Raw genomic sequence first — 23,089 nt, 5'->3', positions numbered from 1 at the left:
ATGGGATTATTAAAGTGGGGCAGAACTAAATCACCTTGGATCATCCATTTCAATACAGGTGGCTGCAATGCATGCGACATCGAAGTTGTAGCCGCCTTAACGCCAAGATATGACATCGAACGTTTTGGAATAATCATGCGGGGCAGTCCAAGACACGCGGATGTACTGGTTACTACGGGGCCAGTAACTAGACAGGTAAAGGATAGACTGGTTAGGATATACGAACAGATACCTGAGCCCAAATCTGTCATCGCGGTCGGCTCTTGCGCGATTAGCGGCGCCCCTTTCGCGGATTGTTACAACGTTTACGGAGGAATAGACACAATGATTCCCGTTGATGTCTATGTTCCTGGATGCCCTCCGAAACCCGAGGCCATAATCAACGGAATTGTAAAACTTATCGAGAAACTCAAGGCTGGCTAAAAGTGACGGAAGAAACAACGGAAGAAAACGCAATCATTAGAGAAATGAAACATCTTATTGGAAAGAATGTTCTAGAAAGTGAAGTCCCTCGCCCTCGCAGAATTTTCATTCTTATTAACAAGAAAGTGTTTATAAAAACAATTCGTTATTTAACAAAAAAGATGGGGTTCTCCCACGTTTCAACAATAACAGGCGCCGATGTTGGAAAAGAAATTGAGGTTATTTATCATCTAAACCGTGACGGAACGATAGAGCTTTCGCTGAAAATTCGAGTGGCGAAGGATAAACCTGTCTTGCCAACCATTACCGATCTTATACCTGGCGTCACACTTTATGAGCGAGAAGTCCACGACATCCTGGGAGTTATTTTTGAGGGACACCCAGATTTATCTCCCCTAATTTTACCTGATGGATGGCCGTCGGACGTTTATCCGTTGAAGAAAGAATGGACAATCAAAAAAATCCAGAAGAAAGTTACGAAGGGATGAAAGCAGTAATGCCTTATCCAACTATCCGTATCCCATTTGGACCACAACATCCATACCATATCGAACCTGAGTATTTCATGTTTGAAGTTGACGGTGAACGTGTTATAGGTGTCAAGCCACGTATTGGTTATGCTCATCGAGGAATCGAAAAGGCAACAGAAAACCGAACATTTATTCAAAACCTCTATCTAATTGAGAGAATATGTGGAATATGCTCGCACGCCCATACAACTTGTTATACTCAAGCTATCGAAGAAATTTTGGGCGCTGAAATACCTCCTAGAGCTAGGTTCATTAGAACCATTATCGCGGAACTTGAAAGAATTCACAACCACTATCTCTGGTTTGGACTGGCCTCGCATGAAATTGGTTTTGATACGCTTTTTATGTATTTGTGGAGAGACCGAGAGATAGTTATGGACTTGTTAGAGCTGGTTTCAGGAAACAGGGTACATTATGCTATGAACACCATTGGAGGAGTACGAAGAGACATAACGCCAGAAATTGCGGAAAAGATTAGAGAAGGACTCGATGCCCTTGAAGAGAGAATGAAGTACTACAAGAAAATCGCGATGACTGAACCTACAATCTCGAAAAGGACAGTTGGAATTGGAATCCTAAAGCCAAAAGACGCCATAGCACTTTGTGCCATTGGACCAACCTTACGTGCCAGTGGAATCAAACGAGACGTCAGAGCGGATGATCCCTACATAGCCTATGATGAAATCCCGTTTAAGGTCATAACCTATGATGGATGCGATGTAATAAGCCGACTGTTTGTTCGATGCGACGAAGTATTTGAAAGCGTAAACATTATCCGTTATGCTATGGACCACCTACCAGAAGGAAAGATAAGAATCAGAGTTCCACGAAGAGTCCCCGAAGGTGAAGCTGTTTCTAGAGTTGAAGCACCACGAGGAGAACTCATTCACTATGTAAAAACAAATGGGACCACAAAGCCAGAGCGATACAAAATAAGAAGCCCAACCTTAGGAAATATTCCATCCCTCTGCAAAATGCTTGTTGGAGAATACATCGCTGATATACCAGCCATTATGGTTGGAATAGACCCGTGCTTCAGTTGCACCGACCGAATGACGTTCGTTAATGTAAATAATAATAAGCAATGGATTCTGAGCAGCGAAGAATTGAGGAGATACGCAATTAAATGATACCGGAAGGAATAACAACGCTCATAGAAATTCTTCTATTTCCAGGTTTTCTCTTTTTCATAGCTTTAGCCTTCTTCTACGAGTGGGTAGATAGAAAGTTCTTAGCCAAGCTTCAAAACAGATACGGTCCGCTTTACACAGGCCCTTCGGGTCTACTTCAGCCCTTCGCAGACTTCATTAAGTTGCTCTCTAAAGAAGACATCACACCAAAAGCAGCAGATAAGTTTATGTTCAGTTGCACACCACTTCTTATACTGTCTTTTCCCCTCTTTGCATTATTCCTCATCCCCGTCACTGGTTTAACCGCCCCTATTAACTTCGAGGGTGACCTAATTTTTCTGATGTTTTTATTCACTCTAATAGCAGTCACCATTTTCATCGCTGGCTGGAGTTCAGTAAACAGGTTCAGCACGATCGGGGGCGTAAGAGCGGCATTCCAGATGCTGGGATACGAGATTCCCCTTTCTCTTGTAATGGTTGGTCCAGCAATTGCAGCTAGAACTTTGTCCATCAGTCAGATTGTGGGTTGGCAGACCCATAACGTGACTTGGTTCATCTGGCTTCAACCTCTAGGCTTTGCCATATTCGTGCTTTGCCTGCTAGCAGAGCTGGAATTTATCCCGTTCGATATTCCAGAGGCAAAAACAGAGATCGTAGCCGGGTGGTCCACCGAATTTAGCGGTAGGAAGCTGGCATTGATTCGACTTGGAAAGGACGTAGAGCTCGTGCTCGCCGCGTCACTAATTACCTCGTTGTTCTTGGGCGGCCCAAACAGTTCATTGCCAATTCTGGCTATTGGGTTTTTCCTCCTAAAGACAACACTTGTAGTTGTGCTTCTGACGACCTTACGGGCGCTGTTTGCCAGATTTCGTGTTGACCAAATGATTGGTGGAGCATGGAAGTACCTGCTGCCCCTCGCTATTCTTCAAATAATACTGGTTCAGCTTGGTTTGGGACGGTGATAGGACCTTGGCGATGTTGCGAGAATTGCTCAATCATTTGCTCAAGAGACCTGCTACCTTAAAGTATCCGCTTGAAAAAAAATCTCCTTTTAAGGGCTTTAGGGGAAGACCTATCTGGGATATGAAACTGTGCACTGGGTGCGAACTTTGCTATAAAGTCTGTCCTTCTGAAGCCATTGAAATGATTGGTAAGGGGCTAGAAGCGGAATTTAAACATTATCTTGATCGATGCCTATTCTGTGGGCAATGCGAGGAGGGCTGTCCTGTAAACGCAATCATAATGACTGAGGAGTATGAGTTAGCCAGCTACGATCGAGCTGGAATGATCATAGAGTTTAAGAGAGAAGAAAAGACTAGTGAAAAACCTATCTCGATCGAGTAAGATCTTTGACACAAAACGAATTCTTGATTTCTAAAATAGTGATGCCCCAAAAAATCGGGTGCGCGCTTGAGGCTGTTCCCTTTGAACCATCTCTCAGCATATTCATCTAGTTGTTTCAGAACTTCAGCCTGGAAACTGGTTCCTCTCTTCTCAAAAATGTTGGAGTCTTAATGGTCTTTTTCCATGTGTTCATTAAGCCGTTCTGAACAGGTTCACTATGGTTCAAACAAAACTATGAAAAATTCAAAGTTAATTCAACGGTTGAAAAAGTGGTTGTTCAATCTTTTTTGCAGTGCATACATGCATATTCAACTTTGCGGGCGTTCCTTTACATTACTTTCGAGTATTCATTAATTGCTTATTTTTCCTTTTCCAAAAGGAATAAAGGCTTGTATTTCTTCAATTGGAATTTTGGAGACCTTTTCCTGTATGTTCTTGGAAACTTTATGTTTCAGCATGTGCCGTATTTTGTTCGCTAGCTTGCTGCTTGAAAGGTCTCCAGGAGCTATTTCTACACAAATGTCAGTTCTGCTTTTCACCGCTTCTTTTGGTCCACCTATCAGGGTTAATGGCGTTCTTTCAATGTCAATTCCTATGGCAAGTTGTAACGGTGTTCTCCTGACATAATTTTTTTTGCCACGAATCATGAACGCTCCTCTTTTAAGGTATTCTCCAGAAGGCGGAGTTTTACTAACTTGTTCTGGATGGACCCAGTAAACATCGATGGCGCTAAACTTGGCTTTCCAAGCTCGTGAATGAGAAGCTGCCAGCTGGGCTGCTTCGGTTATTGACTTTTGGGAAGGCGTTTTTCCTTCAGCTTTTATTATCACGAAGGGGGCACCTGCAATGTCGGCGTGAAAAACTAAATCGTGAGGTTCTGTGTGTTTCTTAATCAAGATTTCATTAGTAACGGCGTCCTTTCCGCCAACCACTAACAGGTTTTCTGACGTGTAGAACCATCTAAACTTTTCATACCAAACCTTCTTCCTTCTCTTCTTAATCGGCTTGCTAGTCTCTTCAACCACTATTTCTTTCCGCTGTCTTAACTTTTCGATGCGAAATAAAGTTTCTTCTATCGCCTTTTCGGCGCCTTTCACCTTTTTTTCTGCCTTTTTCGCTCGTTCATAGTAGGTTCCGGCGTTTTCTTGAACCGATTTGCGAAGCTTAAGAGAAAAAGATAAGTTGCCAATAGACACGTCGAGAACTAGCGTCCTTACGTCTAAGGAGTCAAAATACACCGACGGCGCTTTCCCACGTTTTTTCTCATTTTCAATTTCTGATATGATTGCTTGCCAAGCCTTTCCATTCCTCTTTTCATCCATAATTCTCTGCAAAAGCATCTGTAACTGATAAAAATGAGCGTAGATTCTGTCACCAACTCGTCTCGATCGCCTGGCTTCTCGCCTTACCTTTTCTAAAGATTCTTTTTGGTCACTAAGAACTCTCTGCTGTCTGCCAATCTTCTCCTCAACCTTGTCTGACATTACCGTAACTTCTTGTTCAACAACAGTTTTTGCGTAGTATTCGTCCAAGGCTTCGTTGAAACTTGCGAATTTTTTACACTTCAACTCTTCATACTTTTTTAATGGAATGGGAACCACGTCAATCTGTATATCTTTTTCATCTATCATAATACAGGGTTCAAATTTTCCAGTTTGGAGACAAGAAAAGACTTCGTTTAGAGCATCAAAAATTCTCTCAAATTCGCCGTTTTCTAGCGACTTGCATTCCTTCTTTTTATCTACATGAGCACCGAGAAGAATCTCTTCCGCATACATACCACCTATGCTTAGAAGCTTCGTAAGTGCCTTGACCACCTCCAAGCCTTCAAATTTTTTCAGTTCAAGCAGATCTGGCAACCGGATTCGCATAGGATTTCTTCCACTAGATGGCGCCTGTTTAAAAGATTCGCCCCGCAAAATGTTCCGGTCACGCATCTTCTTGAACACAAGAGCCTGTTGGATAATGTCCTGAGCATCCACAAGTACTATGTTGCCATCACCGAACAACTCCAAAACCAACTTGAATTCACCTTCTTTAGTCCTAGCTCTGATTGTTACTATGCGTTCAAACTCGTACTGACTAATCTCGGCGAGAGTAGCGTTCCTAAGGTATTTTCTAAGAGCCATGCAGAAAGCAGGTGGTCTCTGAGGTTTTTCCAGAATATAGGAGGTTAGGTGTAAGCGCTTGCCTGACTCGATTAGAAGGTTCAAAGGTGGCTCGTTTGGTTGATGAAGTTTTAGAATTACGGTTTTTCCTTTGATTTGATAGATGTTCTGTATTCGAGCGCCTTTAAGCTGCTCTTTAAGCTCCGAGACAAGGGTGGCTATATCGAAGCTTGTCATCGTTTTTTTCACGGTTCTTCTCCCTTTGGACAAATACTAGTTAAAGCGCTTTAAGGGTTTATAAGAAAATTCGCGCACGCTAACCATCCATCAGTTTAGGATTTCTCTTTATTCCTCTTGTGAGGACAAATGGAAAAGTGAATGTCGTCGCTATTGTCATGACTACGAGAGCGGAGCAATTGTATGCCTGAGCCAAGTATTTAATTTTTTTTGGGTAAGCATGAGGGAAAACTCGAAAAAAGAAAAATACGGAGAATATCGCTATTGGTCTCGCTACTAGTCAAAACCTTAAATTAGAAGCCGTTGAATGTATAAGAAAAAGTAAGTTTCGTTTGAGCTGAAGCTTCATGAAACCCCTAAAGATAATTTACTGGACTCGCGCTGGTTTAGGAGTAATTATAGGTATTTTATGCGCGGTTTACGTGATTTTCTCAGTCACTTCCGACCTTGCTAATATATACACGCTGCTGACAGGATTATCATTTGCAATGCTTTTCTACATGTCCACCTATTACATTGTGAAGCTCAAGTTCTTTTCGAGAGTTGAAAAACAATCAAAACTAATGACTCAGGGAATCGGAATTTACTTCTTCGCATGGCTTGTATCCTGGACTTTAATCACTACCTTGCTCATGCCATCAGTGGCAGTGAACATATACGTCAGTGACACGGGAAGATTGGCTGAGGGGCAGAAGTTCTGGGTGGCGGCGCGGAATAACGCTGGTCAAGTGGTCCAAAATGTGACAACTGCCTCAGGGGCTCTTACGATCACTCTGTTGCCGCCCGACACTTACACCTTCGAGTTAGGAATCATCGAGTTAGGAATCTTCGAGTTAGGAGAGATGAATCAAACTCAACCATTAAGGATAGGCTGGCTACATTCTTTAAATGTAGTTTTTAATGTTACACAACCTTCTGGCTAGATTCTGCATATTGGATGATTCTTGTTTGTCCTCCAGAGTCTGGTTTAGGCTTTGACTCCTCTATTGTCCTAATTAGAAGTTGAGTATAGTCAACCCATGCTGAGAAGAAGCCGCGGTCAAAGTTGTCGTGGAATCTGCTTTTGACGTGTTTTGAGAATTCCTTTTTGTGTTGTTCAATTGCCATTTTGTCATTAAGGTTGATGTTCTTCAGGAAAGTGTGTTGGTTGCCGTTAGCTTTCCGGGCGAGGAGTATGCCTTGCAACGCTTTATAGTATCCGTGGTCCCATTTGGTTTCCGGGGCTTTTCCTTTTATTCGTTGTAATTCTCTTTGGGCTTCAGTGAATTGGCGGTTGTTGATGAGTTGGAAGAAGCGTATGGCTAGGGCTTGAGGGAAAGTCATGGTTTATCGCTTTCCTCTTTGTTCATCTTGATCTACCTCCTCTACGCCATTTTCGGTAATTTTGAAGATGCACTCGCCATCTGGGAGGTAGGGGCTGGAGACTAGGCGGGCGATTCTTACTGGTCCTCGAGCGGATTTTCGCAGGTATATCCGTGTGTTGCTGGTGTGGGCTACCACGTGACCACCGATGGGGTGGACAGCATCGCCAAAGAAGACGTCAGGTTTGGACATGACTTGGTTTGTTACTACTGCGACGGCGTTGAAGGCACGAGCTAAGCGGACTAATTTGTGCATGTGTCTGTTGAGTCTCTGTTGGCGGATTGCAAGGGTTTCTCTCCCGACATATTCGCTACGAAAGTGACTCGTAAGGGAGTCGACTATAATAATGCGGATGTTGTTTTCTTTGATTATCTTGTCGGAGTTTTCGAGGAGGAAGACTTGGTGGTCACTGGTGTATGCGTCAGCGACTATCACATTTCTAGCTACCTCTTCAGGGTTAAGGTTGAGGTGCTGTGCCATGGAGACTAGGCGTTCGGTGCGGAAGGTATTTTCGGTGTCGATGTAGAGAGCTGCAGCATTCAGTCCGCCTCGCTCTAAGGGAAGTTGGACGTTGACGCACAGCTGGTGGCAAATTTGGCTTTTGCCGCTTCCGAACTCACCATAGAATTCTGTAATTGTTTGGGTTTCGAGGCCTCCCCCAAGTAGGTTATCTATGGTTGTGCTGCCTATAGTGAGTCTGTTGATGTTTTGGCGCTGTTTTAAAAGTTCGTCGGCTCTGATAAAGGATAAGGTAATGCTGCCGCGGGCGTGGCGGATAACGTCTAGGGCCTTTTTTTCACTGATGCCTGCTGGTGCGAGTTCGCGGGCGGTGGCGGTGGCGAGAGCTTCGATAGTGTGGAAGCCCATTTCTTGTAGTTTTTTGCTGGTAGCGGGTCCTACACCTGGGAGGTCCTCTAAGCATTCATACTGTTTCTTAGGTTGAGGGCTTGTGGATTCGGTTTCTTCTGTAACTGTCATTTTAGGTGACTGCCCTTTGTGTACATGGACAAGGGAACAATTTGATGTTTGGTATATTTAAGTTGCACGAAGAATTAGAGCATATTTTACTGGGAGAGACCACTGAAACTATTGAATTTCAAGTTCATTGAACTAAGTATGATATGCAGGTAAGAGAATTAGTGTATGATCTAGCCTTGCGCTAAGCGCACACTCGTAATCTACTTTTTCAAATTTTGATTCAGGAGTTCCGCAGATAGGATAGTTCTCCGGTTTCTTATCATCAGCAACGTAGCCGCATATTGTGCAAACGTGATACTTGGTACTTCGCTGCGCTATCAAATGATTCAGTGCTCTCTTGTTAAGCCGTGCGTGTCCCTCGTCAACATCTCGAGCCTGCGAAAACACGAGGCAGCACTCTCCTCCCATCCTCATCTGCCTCCCGCAACATCCTCAACCACTGCAGCACCTACTTCACTCTGAAACGCTTGTTCTAGATTACTCTGTGTATCCTCTATATTACCTTTCAATAACGCAAAGTGCCTTTTTTGCATGGATACCCTCCGCCACAGTCACAGCACGGAACAAACTTGCAATTTGTGGTAAACCCTCACTCTCAGCTCTCTTGGCAAATAACAAAAGTCTAACAGCAGCCTTCGCCTCCTCGACAAAAGTCGCGTGCACATTATTTGCAGTGCGCTCCTTCAGACTCACAACATCCTCACAGCCAAAAAAAATCAAAACAGAAATAATTTAACCTTTCATAGCCTACACCGAAAACCAACACAATTTTGCGCACGTCAACCACTTATTTCGCCCAAAGTTCCACAAAGCACTTGCTTCGAGAATCTCTCGGAGTTCGAGATACTCATTTGCGTTCAGGAAGTTTCGAATACGTTCCATCCGATGTCCTGTAAACCGCTAATCGTCCAACGGTTTCCCACTCGTCTCCCTTCCTTCGTCTAATTTGCACAGCAATGACTTCAGCAGTTGGATCGGTTTTTCCACGCCATACCGTTATGCCTAGATAATCTTGTTCATTGACACGTGTATAGAACCGCGCTTTTGGCTGAGAGGTTTGGCTCAACTCAATCACCATAATTCCATAAGTCGCATATGTCTTTTATTTTTATTCAATTAACATTCTCTCAATTGCCTTATTTTTTCGTGTGCGCGCGATGCAATTCCATTTTCTTATCATTCCCACAATGCTTTATATCTTATGTTATTGGCTACCTGTTTTGATTGACATGGAAACAAGCAACAAAGCATAAGTTGCTGAGCAGCAAGATTATGGCAAGTGAAAAAGTTGCCTCAAACTTACGCTTGCCGACGCTGTGGAAGGACATATTCCCTTGAAGAGTATGAACAGAGTCGGTTTTGCCGCTACTGTGAAACATACTTGATGCCGAAGAGCAAATTTTCCAAACTCTTCAAAGGAATAGGCAAGGTTGCAACGCGGGAAGTGAGAGGTAAAACTTCAAAGAGTAGGCAGTTTCCTAGAGATTATGAAATACGAAAGGGACAGTCGGAATTCATTGAAGAAGCATTCGAAGCTATCAAGAATAGTAAGATTTTTCTGGGAAGTGCTCCGTGTGGTATAGGGAAGTCCATAGCCTCCCTTCTAGCTGTTTTACCCCAGCTTGAAGATAACAAGCTCATCATTAGTTTCAGAACCAGAAACCAACTGCACATTTACCTAAAGGAGTTAAAGGCGCTAGCGAGCAATCTCCCGGCAGTGTCCTTTTTCAGCAAACAGAACATGTGCCCGCTACGTGTAAAGGGTGACCTCTCATACGTTGACTTTTTTGAGGAATGTAAGAGACTGAAGGATAACTGCGAGTCGTCCACTAAGCCCTATTGCAAGTTTTTTTGGAACACAATCAGAAAGAAAAAGGAAGCTGAACAATTAGCTTTGAATTGCGCCCAAAAACTCCTTACTCCAATGGAATCGGTCAAACTGTTATCGAAGCAAGGGTTCTGCGCTTATGAAGCACTAAAAAGGGTTCTAAATAAAGTCAACATTTTTCTTGGGACCTATCATTACGTCTTCAACTCCAAAATTAGGGAAGTAATGCTAAAAAGTCTAGGAGTGGACCTTACCAAAGTCTACCTAATTATAGACGAAGCGCACAATCTTCCCCTCTTTTCCAGAGAATTGCTTTCTGATAGACTAACAACGATCACAATAGACAGAGCCCTCAATGAAACCAAGAGGTTCGAACACAAGGCTCTGCAATTAGTTCGAGAGTACCTGAATGTGTTGGATAAAGAGGTTTTTCAACGCGGTCAACAAATCTTAAGGAAGGAGAAGCTTAAGCAGCTCAACCCGCAGAAAGTTAGCGACCTGTTTCTTGAGAAAAGCGGAGTGTCTGGCTCTGAAGCGGCAGAGATCCTTCGTGAATATGGACAACATGTGAAAGAGACACGGCAAGAGCTCGGTCACGAGAGAATTTTCAGTTACAATCAGCGAGTAGGCGAGTTTTTGGAGAACTTCTTCCAGAAGATGGGAGAGAAATACATTCACTTAGTTAAGAGAGATCCGCAGGGTAGAATCAATTTAGAGGTTAGAAGCTTCGATGGAAGGGAGATAACAGATCCTGTTTTGCGACAAACGCATGGAAGCATCCTTATGAGTGGATTTCTCTCTCCGCCAAAAATCTATAGAGACTTGATGCTTTATGAAAGGAATGACGTCTATCTCAGAGAGTTTGACTCTCCCTTTCCACCTGAAAACAGGCTGATTTTAATTGCGGAAGATGTGTCGTCAAGGTTTGAAAAAAGGACTAACAAAATGCTTGACAGGTGGAAAGATTATATCGAGGCCATATTCAAGGCGAATGAAGGGAACGTTGCCGTCTTCTTTACAAGTTACGGACTAATGCGTGCCGTTCTGTCACTGATTAAAACGGATAGAGACATGGCTGTGGAGCAACGTAAGACTAGGAGAGATGAGGTGATGAGTCAGCTAACTGAATCTGATGATAATGCCTTGTTTGGCGTTATGGGTGGAAAGTTCAGCGAAGGAATAGATTATCCAAACAATCTATTAACATGTGTAGTATCTGTTGGTCTGCCTTATGCCACTTGGAACGTGTACCAAAAGGCCTTGATAAAGTACTTTGATCAACAATTTCCTGAAAATGGCAGGATGTGCGCTTACTTGGCCCCCGCAATACTCCGCTTAATTCAAACCTGCGGACGCGTCCACAGATCAACTGACGACAGAGGATGCATAGTAATCCTAGACGAACGCATTTCACACCCAAACATCAAACAGCAACTCCCAAGCTATTACCAGAAAGAAATGATAACTATAAGAAGCCCAATTGAATGTGCTAACCAGATAAAAGAGTTTTGGAAAGAACCGCACAATGCGCGTTTATAAAATGTTAACAGGATTGTTTTTTTGCTTTTAACTCGCGCGCACGTGAGCATCTCCCTATAAAATCAACAAAAATTCATTACACAAAAATAGCAGAAACTTCATTAAAGCAACACAATAGAGAATAAGACATGCTTCGAGATTTTAACCTCCTCGTGACAACTACTCGTGGAAATGAAGAAGATGCCTGCTCAGAAGTTTGGTACCTACTAGGCGAAATCGGAGATACCGCAGCAAAAGTTGACAAGACTGGAGTTTCAGGCTTGATAGCAGTGAAAACATCTCTCCCGCCTTTAGAGGCCATTGAAAAGCTCCGCGCTATTCTAAGAGAACGCCCCTACGAATTCCGTTATAGTCTCCGCATGATCCCTATTCAGGAAGTAACACGAACAGACCTAAACGAAATCGGAAGTATCGCTACAAAGCTCTCAGCAGGAATCCGAAAAAATGAAACCTTCCGCATAACCGTTGAGAAACGTTTCACAAACATATCCAGCAAAGACATCATCAAAGCTGCTGCAATGAATATCGAACGAAAAGTAGACCTGACCAGTCCAGACAAGATCATTTTAATCGAAATTGTAGGCGGACTCACCGGAATGGCAATCCTTAAACCGTCTGACATAATCTCAACAATGAAGGAGAAAACTGAAAGCTAACGTTGAGTAACCAGAATGGCAATGTGCTCAATCACTAGATCAGAAAGAGCCTTCACTTTCCCGTTTCCCTCCAATTTGGTTGCTAACTCCATGTCAGAGATACCGAAGAGTCTTCTAACACGCACAACTTTTTCGTTTGACAAATCGAGAACTGTGTCGTCGCGCTTCCCAAGAACTAATTTTGAAGCTTCTTCTAAAGATTTAGAAGCAACTCCTTCTCCATCCGCCACAATCAATATAGCGATTTGTGACGAATCTTTCTTTATTCCAATTAAATCTAAAGCAACTCTAATCTGCCTTCGAGCAGAAGCATAAAGAAGACATTCAACTGCGAAATTCTTTGAAATATTCGTTCGGTTTTTGAAAGCCTTCAAGGCATTAAGCGTAGCAAAATAAAGATGTTCCCATCCCGCAATCAGCCTAGCATCAAAAAATTGAACATCTACACTGCTCAACTTTTCACGGGTCAAATTGAGAATATAGTCAACATCGCTTATGTGAACATCTCTGAAGCCAGCCATAGCAATGTACTTGTTAAACCCCTCTACTTCCTTTATCATCCAGAACGCTCCGACACTTCTCTGACAAAACGCTCCGCCAATTCCGAGTCAAAACCATATCCTACTAACGTCTGCTTTGCATCTTCAACCGACTTCCCATTTTGCTCGAACTTTTCAATAACCTTTCTCAAAGCTTCTTTTCTTTCCCAAGGAAAAATTATCCAATCGCGAGTCGTTTTCTCATAATAGTCTGGCTTCGTGATGCTCCATGGCTTGTAATAGAGCGTTGCAATTTTGAGGCTTTTAGCTCCTTGCTCAAGCAGATGGGTTTTAACTAGGTGAAGGCTTTTACCAGTATCAGAAACATCATCAACAACAAGCACTTTTTTACCCTTAACATTGACTGAAACCGACTGAGTTATCACCGGTTCTCTCTTTGTCTTCGCTACACCTAGATAAAATTCTGCCTTTACGTTGGCGATTTCTGGATTTTCCAACAGATCTGACAAAACTCTTGCAGGGGTCCAACCGCCCCGTGAGACTCCCACAATGACATCGCAGTTGAACTCGTCGTCTAGAATTTTCCGAGCTAAATCTAAAAGCATCGCATAAATCTGCTCCCATGTGGGAACCTCAAACTTTTCATCCTCCTGCAATTTTGCAAATCTCTCCGGAAAGCTAGAAGAATAAGGAAAACAAGTCTGGATTTAAATGTTTACAGTCTTCAGAAACCGACTAATTCTGGTACATGTTACGCAGAGACCCAAACTTTAAAGGGCTACTGAAAAGGTTTTAATGAAAACAAAAGTACAAGCCAGAAGGTAGAGTGACGATGGTAGAATTCGAAATCAATGGCATTCCAGTTGAAGACACTTTCTGTGAAACTTTTACGGTGCGCATAGCTAGGATACTTATAACGTCAGTGAACAGGAAATGGGCGTTAGAATCATCATTGGAAGCTAAGGGCCTCGGCAGATCGGCCACTATTCCCCCTTCAGAAGCTTCAATAGAGACGGAAATTAACCCTGAGGAGACTCCAGATGGAAAACCTGGCTTTGTAGTTCAAATTCTTGACAGAAAGCTAGAGCAACTGAAAAAATGGCTCATAGTCAGAATAAGAAAAGGAGTCATTCCATACCCTAAAACTAATGTCTTTGACGTTTTGCCAAGGGAAATGGCTGAAGAATTCGTTAGCATCAAAGGCACTATTATACAAACTTTCGGGGACGGATACGAAGAGGAAACCGATGCATTTGGAAGGAAAGTTTTTAAAATACCTAGGATGGATGGATGGTTTTATGTAGAAAGAGATTTCGGAATCGCCAAAGGTGTGGCTGGTGGCATGTTCCTAATCTTGGCAGAATCTGATCAAGCAGCACTAGAAGCCGCTGAACGTGCAGTTGAAGGGATAAGAACAGTTCCATATGTAGTTGGGAAGTTTGCGGCTTCCGGAACCAAGGTTGGAGGGAAAAAGTACAAGGACGCTATAGCTACTACTAATGATGCGTACTGCTCATGCCTAGTTCGAAAAGAAGGGGGCAAGATTCCAGACGGTGTAAAATGTATTTACGAGGTTATAGTGAGCGGGTTAACGCTGGAGAACGCTAGCAGGGCAATGAAGATCGGCATAGAGAATGCCACAAGGGTCCATGAAGTGATAAAAATAACTACTACAAACTATGGTGGAACGCTAGGTAAGGGAAAAATTTTTCTTCGCAGCCTTTTCGACTCTGAGAGTTAGAGAAGAAACGTCAATTGAGAGAAACATTAAAGAAATATAATAAAGGAGAAGCACTTCTCGATTAGGCAGGGAAACAAGCATGCCAGAAGCCACAGAACTGATTCAAAAGGAAAAAGTGAAAGAGATAGCGTTACAGTTTACAGACATATCTGGCATTCTACATTCTCTTTGGATACCCTCTCAACTCTTCTCAAGGGTAGCTGAAGGAGGCATACATGTAGACGGATCATCCATTGGAATGGTGGACATAAGTAGAAGCGACTTGAAGTTAATCCCAGACGAAGAAACATTTACTGTGCTGCCGCCAGATATTTTTACCCAGAGAGTTGCAAGAGTAGTTTGCGATATCTACGAGCCAGATTCTAATACACCATTCGAGCTTGACCCTAGATTCATCCTCAAGAAAGTAATGGCTGATGCTAAGAAAAACTTGGGGTCATCTGTAAAGTATTATGCATCTAGTGAAATGGAGTATTTCTTATTTAAAAGAGGCGAAAATGGGCACATCAAATTACTTAACGATGGAGGATATTTAGCTACTCCACCAGCAGACCTCGGTGTTGACTTGAGACTTGAAATCGTAAAAAATCTTGGAGACATAGGCGTTTTGATTGAAAAACACCACCATGAAGTACCCCCAGGGAAGTATGAGTTAGAGTTGGGATTGGAGTTGGGAATTGGAGTTGGAGACTCGGATGCATTAAAGATGGCTGATACTCTTTACATTGTTAAGTTCCTTGTAAAACTAATGGCGGCTAGGAGAGAACTTATCGCTTCCTTTATGCCTAAGCCTTTTCATGATCAATTTGGGGCTGGGCTGCACACTCACGTTACTCTTATAAAGGACGAAAGGGCTGAAAACCTTTTTTATGATCAAGATGAGAGTCATGGTTTAAGCAAAATAAGCTTAAACTTCATAGCTGGCATTCTAGCTCACGCAAAAGCTTTGGTGGCCATAACAAATCCATCCGTTAACTCTTACAAGAGACTTGTTCCAGGATGGGAGGCGCCGGTTTACATCTCATGGGCAAGGTATAATCGGTCAACCCTCATCAGAGTTCCCCCTGGAAAAGAGATGAGAACTAGACTGGAGTATAGACCTACAGACGGGTCATGCAACTTCTATATGGCATTTGCAGCTATTCTAGCAGCTGGACTAGATGGTATAAAAAGAAAAATCGAACTCCCAGATCCAGTGGAAGAAGACATCTACGAGATGAGCGAAAAAGAAAGGTTAAAAAGAGGCATAGAGGTGCTTCCAGGAAATCTAGGGGATGCTTTGAGGGAACTTTCCGGAGACAAGTGTATTCAAGAGGCTTTAGGGATTACGTTTTGCCAAAAGTTTCTTGAAATCAAGACTAAAGAATGGAGAGATTTCAATGTTGCCGTGCATGAGTGGGAAAGAACAAGATATTTAGATGTCTAGACTGCAATGGAAGGAGAAGGGAAATAATGGCAATAAAGGCTGACTTCGCAATAATCAACGCAAATGAACTGGTAACTCTAAAGGGGACAAGCAATAAACCGCAAATTAAAGAAGAAATGAGTAGTCTTGGCGTAATAGAGGATGGCGCTGTCGCAGTCAAGGACCAGAAAATAGTGGCTGTCGGAACTACAAGAGAAGTGTTGGGCAAGCTTGAAAAAGGATTCAAAGTCATAGATGCGAGTCGCAAGCTCGTCACGCCTGGACTTATCGATCCCCATGTCCACCTAATTTTCGCCGGTTCAAGAGCAGAAGAACTCGAGTCCATGGCTGTAAAAGGAATTCCATATTTGGAAATCAAAGCTAGGGGAGGGGGCATGCCAACAACACTCGAAAAAACAGGTAAAGCAACGACTGAAGAACTGCTTAAACAAACCACCCAAATACTTGACACGATGATAATCCACGGCACAACAACAATAGAAGCGAAAAGCGGATACGAAATGACATTTCAAGGCGAAATCAGACAACTAGAAATAATTAACATCCTCAACAAAACACATCCAATCGACCTGATTCCAACCTTTCTGGCTCAAGGAATCCCCTTCGAATATGAAAACAAAGTTGATCAACTAACAGATGAAATAGTCGAAAAATGGATTCCAGAAATCGCAAAGAGAAAATTGGTCGAATACTGTGATGTTTTTTGTGAAAAGGGATACTTCAATGCAGAACAATCCAAGCGAATACTTGAGATGGGCAGAAAATATGGAATGAAATTAAGGATTCACTCCGACTGGCTTGTCCACAGCGGAGGGGCAAAGCTGGGTGCTGAACTAGGAGTAGTCTCTGCTGATCACCTAATCTTTACACCAGCAGAGGAAATTGACGCCCTAGTAAAAAAAGGCACCATCGGAGTTTTCTTGCCGACAACTCCCTTCTGCTATTTGGGTACCTATGCAAAAGCTAGAGAAATCATCAACGATGGATTGCCTATTGCGTTGGCAACAGATTTGAGCGCGGCAAATATGTGTGAATCCATGCAGATGATGATGACTATTGCAATACTCCAGATGAAAATGACCACAGAAGAAGCCCTTGTAGCGTCAACAATTAATGCGGCTCACTCTATAGAGCGCGCCCATGAAATAGGAAGTTTGGAAGAAGGAAAAAGAGCAGATATCGTCATTTTTGACGCTCCCAACCACAAATACTTCCCATACCACTACGGTATTAATCTAGCTGAAAAAGTGTTTAAAAACGGGAAGTTGGTAGCAGAAAAGGGGCGAAGAACCAAATAAGATTTCGGTTGACCTTAAAGAATCGGAGGACTTATTCTTCTATTTCTTTGACGTATAGGTAGCTGTCTTTCAATAAATCTGATGTATGTGGCAAAGAATTAAAACATGTTTGTACCATTCTGGTTTACAGTGAACTAGCTTGGTTAAGACTGAGAAGCTTGTTAAATGTGTGACAGGTCCAGAGCTGCATTGTAAGAACTGGCAAATCGAAGGCGTTTACCGCATGCTCCACCACGTTCTGGATCCTGAGGTGGCGAAGGACTCTGAACAGCTTATTGTTTATGGAGGCACAGGGAAGGCCGCCCGCAACTGGGAATGCTTCAACAAAATTGTCGAAACTTTAGAGAAACTTGAAACAAATGAGACTATGCTAATCCAAAGCGGTAAGCCAGTAGCGGTTTTCAGGACTCACGAGTGGGCACCAAGAACTCTAATTGTGAATTCCATGTTAGTTCCGAAATGGGCAACTTGGGACTACTTCTACGAGTTGGAACAGAAAGGCTTGATCATGTTTGGCCAGATGACAGCGGGATCTTGGGCTTACATTGGCACCCAAGGAATTTTACAAGGCACCTACGAAACATTGGCAGCAATCGCAAAGGAACATTTCAACGGAAGTTTGCGAAGGAAACTCGTCTTAACAGCTGGCTTAGGCGAGATGGGCGGCGCACAACCTCTAGCAGTGACTATGAATGACGGAGTAGCTTTAGTTGTGGAAATCGACAAAAGAGCTATAGAAAGACGACTCAGACACAAGTATTTGGAAACATGGACTGACAACCTTGACGACGCAATAGGAATGGCGATGGACGCTAAAAGAGAAGAAACGCCCAAAAGCATCGGGCTCCTCGGTAACGCTGCAGAAGTGCATCCAGAACTCGTGAAGAGAGGGATAATACCAGACGTTGTAACTGACCAAACTTCTGCTCACGACCCCCTTAACGGATACTACCCCATGGAGCTTACTAAGGAAGAAGCTGATAAACTAAGAGAGGAAAAACCAACTGAATACATTAAGAAAGCAAAGGCAAGTATGAAAGTTCAAGTTAAAGCCATGGTTAGGATGATGCGGAAAGGCGCAGTAACCTTCGACTACGGCAACAACCTACGTCAACATGCCTACGACGCAGGCTACAAAGACGCCTTCGCATATCCAGGCTTCGTACAACGCTACATCAGACCAATGTTCTGCGAAGGAAAAGGTCCCTTCCGCTGGACATCACTTGTAGGCACCCGAGAGGACATCTACAAACTAGATGACGTAATCCTCGAAGAATTCGCCCACAATAAGGAACTATGTCGCTGGATACAAAAAGCTAAGGAAAAAGTGAAGTTTCAAGGCTTACCAGCCCGTGTCTGCTGGCTGGGCTATGGAGAAAGAGCAAAATTCGGAAAAATCATAAACGACATGGTTCACAAAGGCGAACTCGCTGGTCCTATATGGATAGGGCGCGACCATTTAGACTGTGGAAGCGTCGCTTCCCCGAATCGCGAAACGGAAGGCATGATGGACGGCAGCGATGCTATTGCAGACTGGCCAATACTGAACGCTTTACTCAACGCGGTCGGGGGCGCAACTTGGGTTTCTGTCCATCACGGTGGTGGCGTGGGCATAGGCTATAGTATCCATGCAGGCATGTGCATCGTAGCTGACGGTACAAAAGAGATAGAAAAACGTTTAACAACAGTTCTGACAACTGACCCAGGGATAGGTATTGTAAGACATGCAGATGCCGGCTACAAGAAAGCTAAAGCAATTGCGAGAGAAAACAATATCAAAACACCCATGCTGCATTAAAATGGATGAAAGATTATGAAGAACGTAGCTATTGACGGAGAAACCCTAACTGTAGAAGGCATTATTACTGTTGCCCGTTACAATGCGCAGGTTACAATTCCTGAAAAAACCAAAAAAAAGGTCAAACAAGCGCGAGAAACCTTAGAACGCCTTGTAAAGAACCAAAAAATAATTTACGGAGTGACGACGGGTTTTGGCGCTTTGGGAAATATTGCTATCCAGCCTAAAGACATAAGGCAGCTTCAAGTCAACATCATTCGAAGCCATTCATCAGCTGTCGGAAAACCTCTAAGCAGAGATGTGACACGGGCGTTGATGCTTCTGCGCGCCAACACGGTGGCCAAGGGACATTCTGGAGTGCGCTTGGAAACTTTGAAGACATTAGTACAAATGATTAACAAAGGCGTTCATCCAATTATTCCAGAGAAAGGTTCAGTAGGAGCCAGCGGCGACTTGGCTCCACTTTCTCACATGGTTCTAGTGATGATTGGAGAAGGCGAAGCAGAATATCAAGGCGTAGTTATAAGTGGAAAAGAAGCCATGAAGAAAGCTGATATTTCGCCGATAACGCTTGATATGAAAGAAGGTGTTGGCCTGAATAACGGCACTCAGATGATGACAGCCATAGCAGCTCTTGCCATCCATGACGCGGAGAACTTGGTGCAAACATCCGAAGTCGCAGCAGCGATGAGTCTTGAAGCCCTATGTGGAATAGTGGACGCTTTCGATGAAAAAATTCATGGCACAAGACCTCATAAAGGACAGATTGAAAGCGCCAGAAACATCTGTAAGCTTCTATCAGGCAGCCAATTAGTAAAGCCTAGCAGTGAAGCGGTGAAAGAAAACAAGTACCCGCAAGACCCGTACTCCTTAAGATGCATCCCTCAAGTTTCAGGCTCAGTTCGTGACACAATAAGCTACGTTAAAAGCGTAATAGGAGTGGAGATTAATTCTGCAACCGACAACCCCCTCATCTTCGCTCAAGACGAAGTATGTCTGTCTGGTGGAAACTTTCATGGGCAACCCATCTCTGCCGCCATGGATTATCTCGCCATCGCGCTAACCACAATGGGCAACATTTCTGAAAGAAGAACAGCAAGGCTGATAGATGAAAAGTTAAGCAGAGGACTCCCTGCTTTCCTAATCTCCAACAAAACAAAGAGAGGGCTGCAAAGCGGCTTCATGACATTACAGTACACCGCCGCAGCCTTGGCCTCAGAAAACAAATCCTTAGCTCATCCGGCCAGCGTCGATTCAATTCCCACATCTGCTAATTTTGAAGACTTCGTGAGTATGGGTCCATTTGCAGCTAGAAAAGCTGTGGAAATTCTCAGGAACACTGAATATATCGTTGCTATCGAACTTCTGTCGGCTGCTCAAGGTGTTGAATTCAGAGGAGCAAACAAACTTGGAAAAGGCACAAAGACAGCGTACAATCTAATAAGGAGAAGGATCCCCGCCCTCGAGGAAGACAGAGTGCTTCATAAGGATATAGAGGCCGTTAAATCGCTAATTCGAAATAAAGAGTTTTCGAAGCTAAAAAGATAGAACCTCTATCTTATGCAAGTCTCTGAAGAGCTTTCAATCTTTTCACAATGTTTGGATGGCTGGAGAACAATTCCAGAAACCTGTCTACGCCCGTTACTTTTCTTTGCAACACCTCCTCAACTAATCTTCTATCGCCTGCTCTGAATTGAGCCATTGCCTTCGCGTCTGCCACAGCCCTGTCAGGGTCCGATATGAAGAGGGCTTTGAAAGAGTTTAGTTGTCCTGATTTTGGCATTCTCTTCTTAATTCGTCCGCTTTCGTGAACTATTTTTGCCAAGCCTTCAGAAAGTTTTCTCGGTCCGTCTTCTACAATCGATGCGCTATGACGGTCGGCGTAGTATTCCCGTAAGCGGCTCAAGTATAACATAAATAGAGTGAGTATCCAGTATAGGAAGATGCTGATTATTCCGATGATTGCTGCTGCCCCAGCGCTGTTGTTTCTGCTTCTTCCCCCAAACATTGAGGAGAATATGAAAGAGTAGCCTATGAAGTAGAAGATTGCAGGTAGAATAGAGACAAACATCATCACTTGTACGTCTCGGTGTTTTAAGTGGCCTAGTTCGTGGCCAATAACTGCTTCAACTTCTTCGCTCTCCAGAGTCTTCATTAGCCCTTCTGTAATGGCTACTCTGGTGCCTGTAATAGGAGAGCCGTAAGCGAAAGCGTTTGGAATTGGAATGCGTGCCAGCATCAATCGAGGTGTTTTGATGCCGCTTCTTTGGCTTAACTGCTCTATTTTAGCACATAGTTCAGGGTTTTCTGATTGTGAGATCGGTCGTACTCGGTAGATAGCGTCAATTAAGTACGGTGCAATTAGCCATTGCAGAATGTTGAAGCCAATTATGAAAATGATTAGCCATATGATGTTGAAACCCACAGTTAGATGCAATATAGCTGTGAAGAATAGTGTGGAAAGTCCTATGATAACTGCTAATGTTCCAATCATGGAAGCTCGTAGCTTTAGAAGAGAACTCATGTTTCCACCTGAAGAATCTCAGCAACACAATCTCTCTTATAAACCTTTTTTTGGGAAAAAACGGGAAACAGAATCTTTCCAACTTTAAATGTCAAGATGCTCTTTTCTCTACTTTGTACAGATTTCCAGCTTTGCTTACTTCGAATTTTACATCTAAAATTTCTTGAGCAAACCATATGTTGGTTTCCAAGTGGTCGGTTATTGAGCGTGTAAGGAAAACCGATTCGCCCTTTGCCAACGCCATGTACGGCACTAGCATGTCTGCAAGATGAACGTCCATGGTAGCTTTAGCCTCTATTTCCCGCACCAAGTTTTCTGCAGCTTCTCTACCCACTGCTTCGCTGGGCTTTCTCAGTTCACCAATAGCGTCGCCGCCTACAAGAATACCTGTACTAGTTTGTGCCCATAAGGAGAGAGAGCTGCCTTTCTGCAGAGGATTCGAAAAATCGTTTACAACTTGGATGTCAGCCTCGTACCCATGTGTTTTTAAAAGGTTGTTGGCAGCATTTGCCTGACGTTTAGCAACCTTTCGGTCAGCTAAAAAAGTGCAAACTGACACTCCTTTCAACGATTCAAGTAGCCCAAATTCTCCAAAGCTGAAAGAAGCAAGTTTCGGGCAGGGCATAACCTTAACGGAAACTTCGCCCATACCCTTCGGGTAGTAGCCATATTTGTGAACTGTAAGAGAAGACCTTAACCCTATCTTCCCAAGAGTTGGGAGAAAAACATGGCGCAGATAGTTTATTGTGGGAGAGTGAGAAACGTCCGTGCCGCCCTTCGAAATGTGAATGTAGACGGGATTTTTCGCGAAGGCGCATATGGGAAGAACGGTTATCAGCAGCATTGGGATACTTCCAGCAGTGCCTATTTCTGCTTCCACTTTACCACTTGCAATTTCGGTTGGATAGAACCATAGTTCCTTAGAGCCAAGCTTAGCTCCTTTCACGGTTGCGCTGCAAAGCCTTGCAGCAGTTAGCACAGCTTCCAAATGTTGAGGCTTCAAGCCTGGTTGGGGGCGTTTCTGACGTATGTTAAATATGTGAAGAGGCTCATTCAGAATTGCAGCCATTGCCACCGATAAACGGAGAATTGTGCCGCTGCCGCTTTTTTGGCTCCCATCAACTTCCAGCAACTTATACCCTCAAACAATCCTTTTCAAGATTACAAGAAGAGACTATTTTACATTGTGTTGCTAGGGAAAGCACAAAATAAATGAGGGACTAAGACGGATAGTTAAGACTTGAAAGGAGAAAAGTCAGAATGAGCGAAGCAAAACCAAACACTGAAGAAATACTGCAAAGACTAAGTGAAGTCCTCGATGTTTTGAAGAGACTTTCTGAAGACTTACAAGACATTGCAAAATCACTGAAGACCATAAGCCCGCGCGCGGCTCCAACCGTAGCGCCTCCTGTAGTGTCTTCTGCAGCGCCTTCAGTACTAACCCCTAAACCTGTAGAAAAAGGAATAGAAGATGTTCGAATGATGTTTACAAAGGAGCTAGAAGCAATGCTTATCTTCGAAGACAAGGGAGACTTCATAAAAGTAACGCCTCGCCAATTTCTTGGCTCAGATAACTTCGCAAAAATTGCGTCTACAATCCGAGAAGCAGGCGGGGAGTATATCAGCGCGGGGAAAGACTCTCACTTTAGAGTCCCAAAATAAACAGG

General features: G+C 43.4%; 24 protein-coding genes. 14 read left to right on the top strand and 10 right to left on the bottom strand.

Going from position 1 to position 23,089, the window contains the following annotated elements; genetic code table 11:
• Genes KAU88_02280 through KAU88_02260 form a run of 5 tightly spaced genes read left to right on the top strand, consistent with a single transcriptional unit; the run spans position 1 to position 3,427 of the window.
• The gene (locus tag KAU88_02280) at positions 1 to 423 is read left to right on the top strand and encodes an NADH-quinone oxidoreductase subunit B family protein (protein ID MCK4477339.1); all 423 of its coding nucleotides are present in this window, start codon (positions 1 to 3) and stop codon (positions 421 to 423) included.
• Positions 424 to 425: 2 nt separating this feature from the next.
• Positions 426 to 911 carry an NADH-quinone oxidoreductase subunit C gene (locus KAU88_02275; GenBank protein MCK4477338.1) on the top strand — a complete coding sequence of 162 codons (486 nt, stop codon included), beginning with the start codon at positions 426 to 428 and terminating at the stop codon, positions 909 to 911.
• Between the two features lie 8 nt (positions 912 to 919).
• Positions 920 to 2,083: a nickel-dependent hydrogenase large subunit gene (locus KAU88_02270; protein ID MCK4477337.1), complete on the top strand. Its 1,164-nt coding sequence runs from the start codon at positions 920 to 922 to the stop codon at positions 2,081 to 2,083.
• A complete protein-coding gene (locus KAU88_02265) occupies positions 2,080 to 3,045 on the top strand; it encodes an NADH-quinone oxidoreductase subunit H (GenBank protein ID MCK4477336.1) in 966 nt (321 codons plus the stop codon). The genes KAU88_02270 and KAU88_02265 overlap by 4 nt, the downstream gene beginning before the upstream one ends.
• 7 nt (positions 3,046 to 3,052) lie before the next feature.
• Positions 3,053 to 3,427 (top strand): 4Fe-4S binding protein, encoded by a 375-nt coding sequence (locus KAU88_02260; GenBank protein MCK4477335.1) that lies wholly within the window; start codon positions 3,053 to 3,055, stop codon positions 3,425 to 3,427.
• Between the two features lie 350 nt (positions 3,428 to 3,777).
• Here KAU88_02260 and KAU88_02255 read toward each other — a convergent pair whose 3' ends face one another.
• A complete protein-coding gene (locus KAU88_02255) occupies positions 3,778 to 5,784 on the bottom strand; it encodes an NFACT family protein (GenBank protein ID MCK4477334.1) in 2,007 nt (668 codons plus the stop codon).
• 335 nt (positions 5,785 to 6,119) lie between these two features.
• On the opposite strand from KAU88_02255, the gene KAU88_02250 reads away from it, so the two are divergent.
• Positions 6,120 to 6,695, top strand: coding sequence for a hypothetical protein (locus tag KAU88_02250; protein ID MCK4477333.1), 576 nt, complete (start codon positions 6,120 to 6,122; stop codon positions 6,693 to 6,695).
• Here the strand turns inward: KAU88_02250 and KAU88_02245 are convergent.
• From KAU88_02245 to KAU88_02225, 5 genes are all read right to left on the bottom strand, one after another.
• A complete protein-coding gene (locus KAU88_02245; GenBank protein ID MCK4477332.1) occupies positions 6,676 to 7,095 on the bottom strand; it encodes a hypothetical protein in 420 nt (139 codons plus the stop codon). The two genes, KAU88_02250 and KAU88_02245, sit on opposite strands and share 20 nt — an antisense overlap.
• Positions 7,096 to 7,098: 3 nt before the next feature.
• Complete coding sequence (gene radA / locus KAU88_02240) at positions 7,099 to 8,112, bottom strand: DNA repair and recombination protein RadA (GenBank protein MCK4477331.1); 1,014 nt, start codon at positions 8,110 to 8,112, stop codon at positions 7,099 to 7,101.
• A gap of 132 nt (positions 8,113 to 8,244) precedes the next feature.
• Complete coding sequence (locus KAU88_02235; GenBank protein ID MCK4477330.1) at positions 8,245 to 8,499, bottom strand: hypothetical protein; 255 nt, start codon at positions 8,497 to 8,499, stop codon at positions 8,245 to 8,247.
• 111 nt (positions 8,500 to 8,610) lie between these two features.
• Complete coding sequence (locus KAU88_02230; protein MCK4477329.1) at positions 8,611 to 8,805, bottom strand: rubrerythrin family protein; 195 nt, start codon at positions 8,803 to 8,805, stop codon at positions 8,611 to 8,613.
• A gap of 154 nt (positions 8,806 to 8,959) precedes the next feature.
• On the bottom strand, positions 8,960 to 9,190 hold the full coding sequence (locus KAU88_02225; GenBank protein MCK4477328.1) for a hypothetical protein: 231 nt from the start codon (positions 9,188 to 9,190) through the stop codon (positions 8,960 to 8,962).
• A 306-nt stretch (positions 9,191 to 9,496) separates the two neighbouring features.
• Here KAU88_02225 and KAU88_02220 point away from each other — a divergent pair, with 306 nt between their 5' ends.
• Positions 9,497 to 11,479, top strand: a complete 1,983-nt coding sequence (locus KAU88_02220; GenBank protein MCK4477327.1) for an ATP-dependent DNA helicase — start codon at positions 9,497 to 9,499, stop codon at positions 11,477 to 11,479.
• A 128-nt stretch (positions 11,480 to 11,607) separates the two neighbouring features.
• Positions 11,608 to 12,135, top strand: coding sequence for a THUMP domain-containing protein (locus tag KAU88_02215; protein MCK4477326.1), 528 nt, complete (start codon positions 11,608 to 11,610; stop codon positions 12,133 to 12,135).
• Here KAU88_02215 and KAU88_02210 read toward each other — a convergent pair.
• Together KAU88_02210 and KAU88_02205 are read right to left on the bottom strand one after the other, a co-directional pair.
• Positions 12,132 to 12,695 carry a hypothetical protein gene (locus KAU88_02210; GenBank protein ID MCK4477325.1) on the bottom strand — a complete coding sequence of 188 codons (564 nt, stop codon included), beginning with the start codon at positions 12,693 to 12,695 and terminating at the stop codon, positions 12,132 to 12,134. The genes KAU88_02215 and KAU88_02210 overlap by 4 nt on opposite strands.
• Positions 12,692 to 13,240 carry a phosphoribosyltransferase gene (locus tag KAU88_02205; GenBank protein MCK4477324.1) on the bottom strand — a complete coding sequence of 183 codons (549 nt, stop codon included), beginning with the start codon at positions 13,238 to 13,240 and terminating at the stop codon, positions 12,692 to 12,694. Before KAU88_02205 ends, KAU88_02210 begins: the two co-directional genes overlap by 4 nt.
• A gap of 227 nt (positions 13,241 to 13,467) precedes the next feature.
• Between KAU88_02205 and KAU88_02200 the strand changes: the two genes are divergently transcribed.
• The 5 genes from KAU88_02200 (at position 13,468) to hutH (ending at position 20,446) form a co-directional block, all read left to right on the top strand.
• Positions 13,468 to 14,376 (top strand): formylmethanofuran--tetrahydromethanopterin N-formyltransferase, encoded by a 909-nt coding sequence (locus tag KAU88_02200; GenBank protein MCK4477323.1) that lies wholly within the window; start codon positions 13,468 to 13,470, stop codon positions 14,374 to 14,376.
• A gap of 79 nt (positions 14,377 to 14,455) precedes the next feature.
• Positions 14,456 to 15,802, top strand: coding sequence for a type I glutamate--ammonia ligase (gene glnA / locus KAU88_02195; GenBank protein MCK4477322.1), 1,347 nt, complete (start codon positions 14,456 to 14,458; stop codon positions 15,800 to 15,802).
• 26 nt (positions 15,803 to 15,828) lie between these two features.
• Entirely contained in the window at positions 15,829 to 17,100 is a 1,272-nt protein-coding gene (locus tag KAU88_02190) for an imidazolonepropionase (protein MCK4477321.1), read from the top strand.
• 139 nt (positions 17,101 to 17,239) lie between these two features.
• The gene (hutU, locus tag KAU88_02185; protein ID MCK4477320.1) at positions 17,240 to 18,898 is read left to right on the top strand and encodes a urocanate hydratase; all 1,659 of its coding nucleotides are present in this window, start codon (positions 17,240 to 17,242) and stop codon (positions 18,896 to 18,898) included.
• Positions 18,899 to 18,913: 15 nt separating this feature from the next.
• The gene (gene hutH / locus KAU88_02180) at positions 18,914 to 20,446 is read left to right on the top strand and encodes a histidine ammonia-lyase (GenBank protein ID MCK4477319.1); all 1,533 of its coding nucleotides are present in this window, start codon (positions 18,914 to 18,916) and stop codon (positions 20,444 to 20,446) included.
• A 10-nt stretch (positions 20,447 to 20,456) separates the two neighbouring features.
• On the opposite strand, the gene KAU88_02175 is transcribed toward hutH, so the two are convergent.
• The gene (locus KAU88_02175) at positions 20,457 to 21,422 is read right to left on the bottom strand and encodes a M48 family metalloprotease (GenBank protein MCK4477318.1); all 966 of its coding nucleotides are present in this window, start codon (positions 21,420 to 21,422) and stop codon (positions 20,457 to 20,459) included.
• 91 nt (positions 21,423 to 21,513) lie between these two features.
• Positions 21,514 to 22,554: an RNA 3'-terminal phosphate cyclase gene (locus tag KAU88_02170; protein ID MCK4477317.1), complete on the bottom strand. Its 1,041-nt coding sequence runs from the start codon at positions 22,552 to 22,554 to the stop codon at positions 21,514 to 21,516.
• A 128-nt stretch (positions 22,555 to 22,682) separates the two neighbouring features.
• Between KAU88_02170 and KAU88_02165 the strand changes: the two genes are divergently transcribed.
• Positions 22,683 to 23,084 (top strand): hypothetical protein, encoded by a 402-nt coding sequence (locus KAU88_02165; GenBank protein MCK4477316.1) that lies wholly within the window; start codon positions 22,683 to 22,685, stop codon positions 23,082 to 23,084.
• The last annotated feature ends 5 nt before the right edge of the window (positions 23,085 to 23,089 follow it).

The sequence above is a fragment of the Candidatus Bathyarchaeota archaeon genome, from assembly GCA_023131225.1.
Taxonomy (GTDB): Archaea; Thermoproteota; Bathyarchaeia; order Bathyarchaeales; family SOJC01; genus JAGLZW01.
This window is presented reverse-complemented; position numbering and strand designations above follow the sequence as displayed.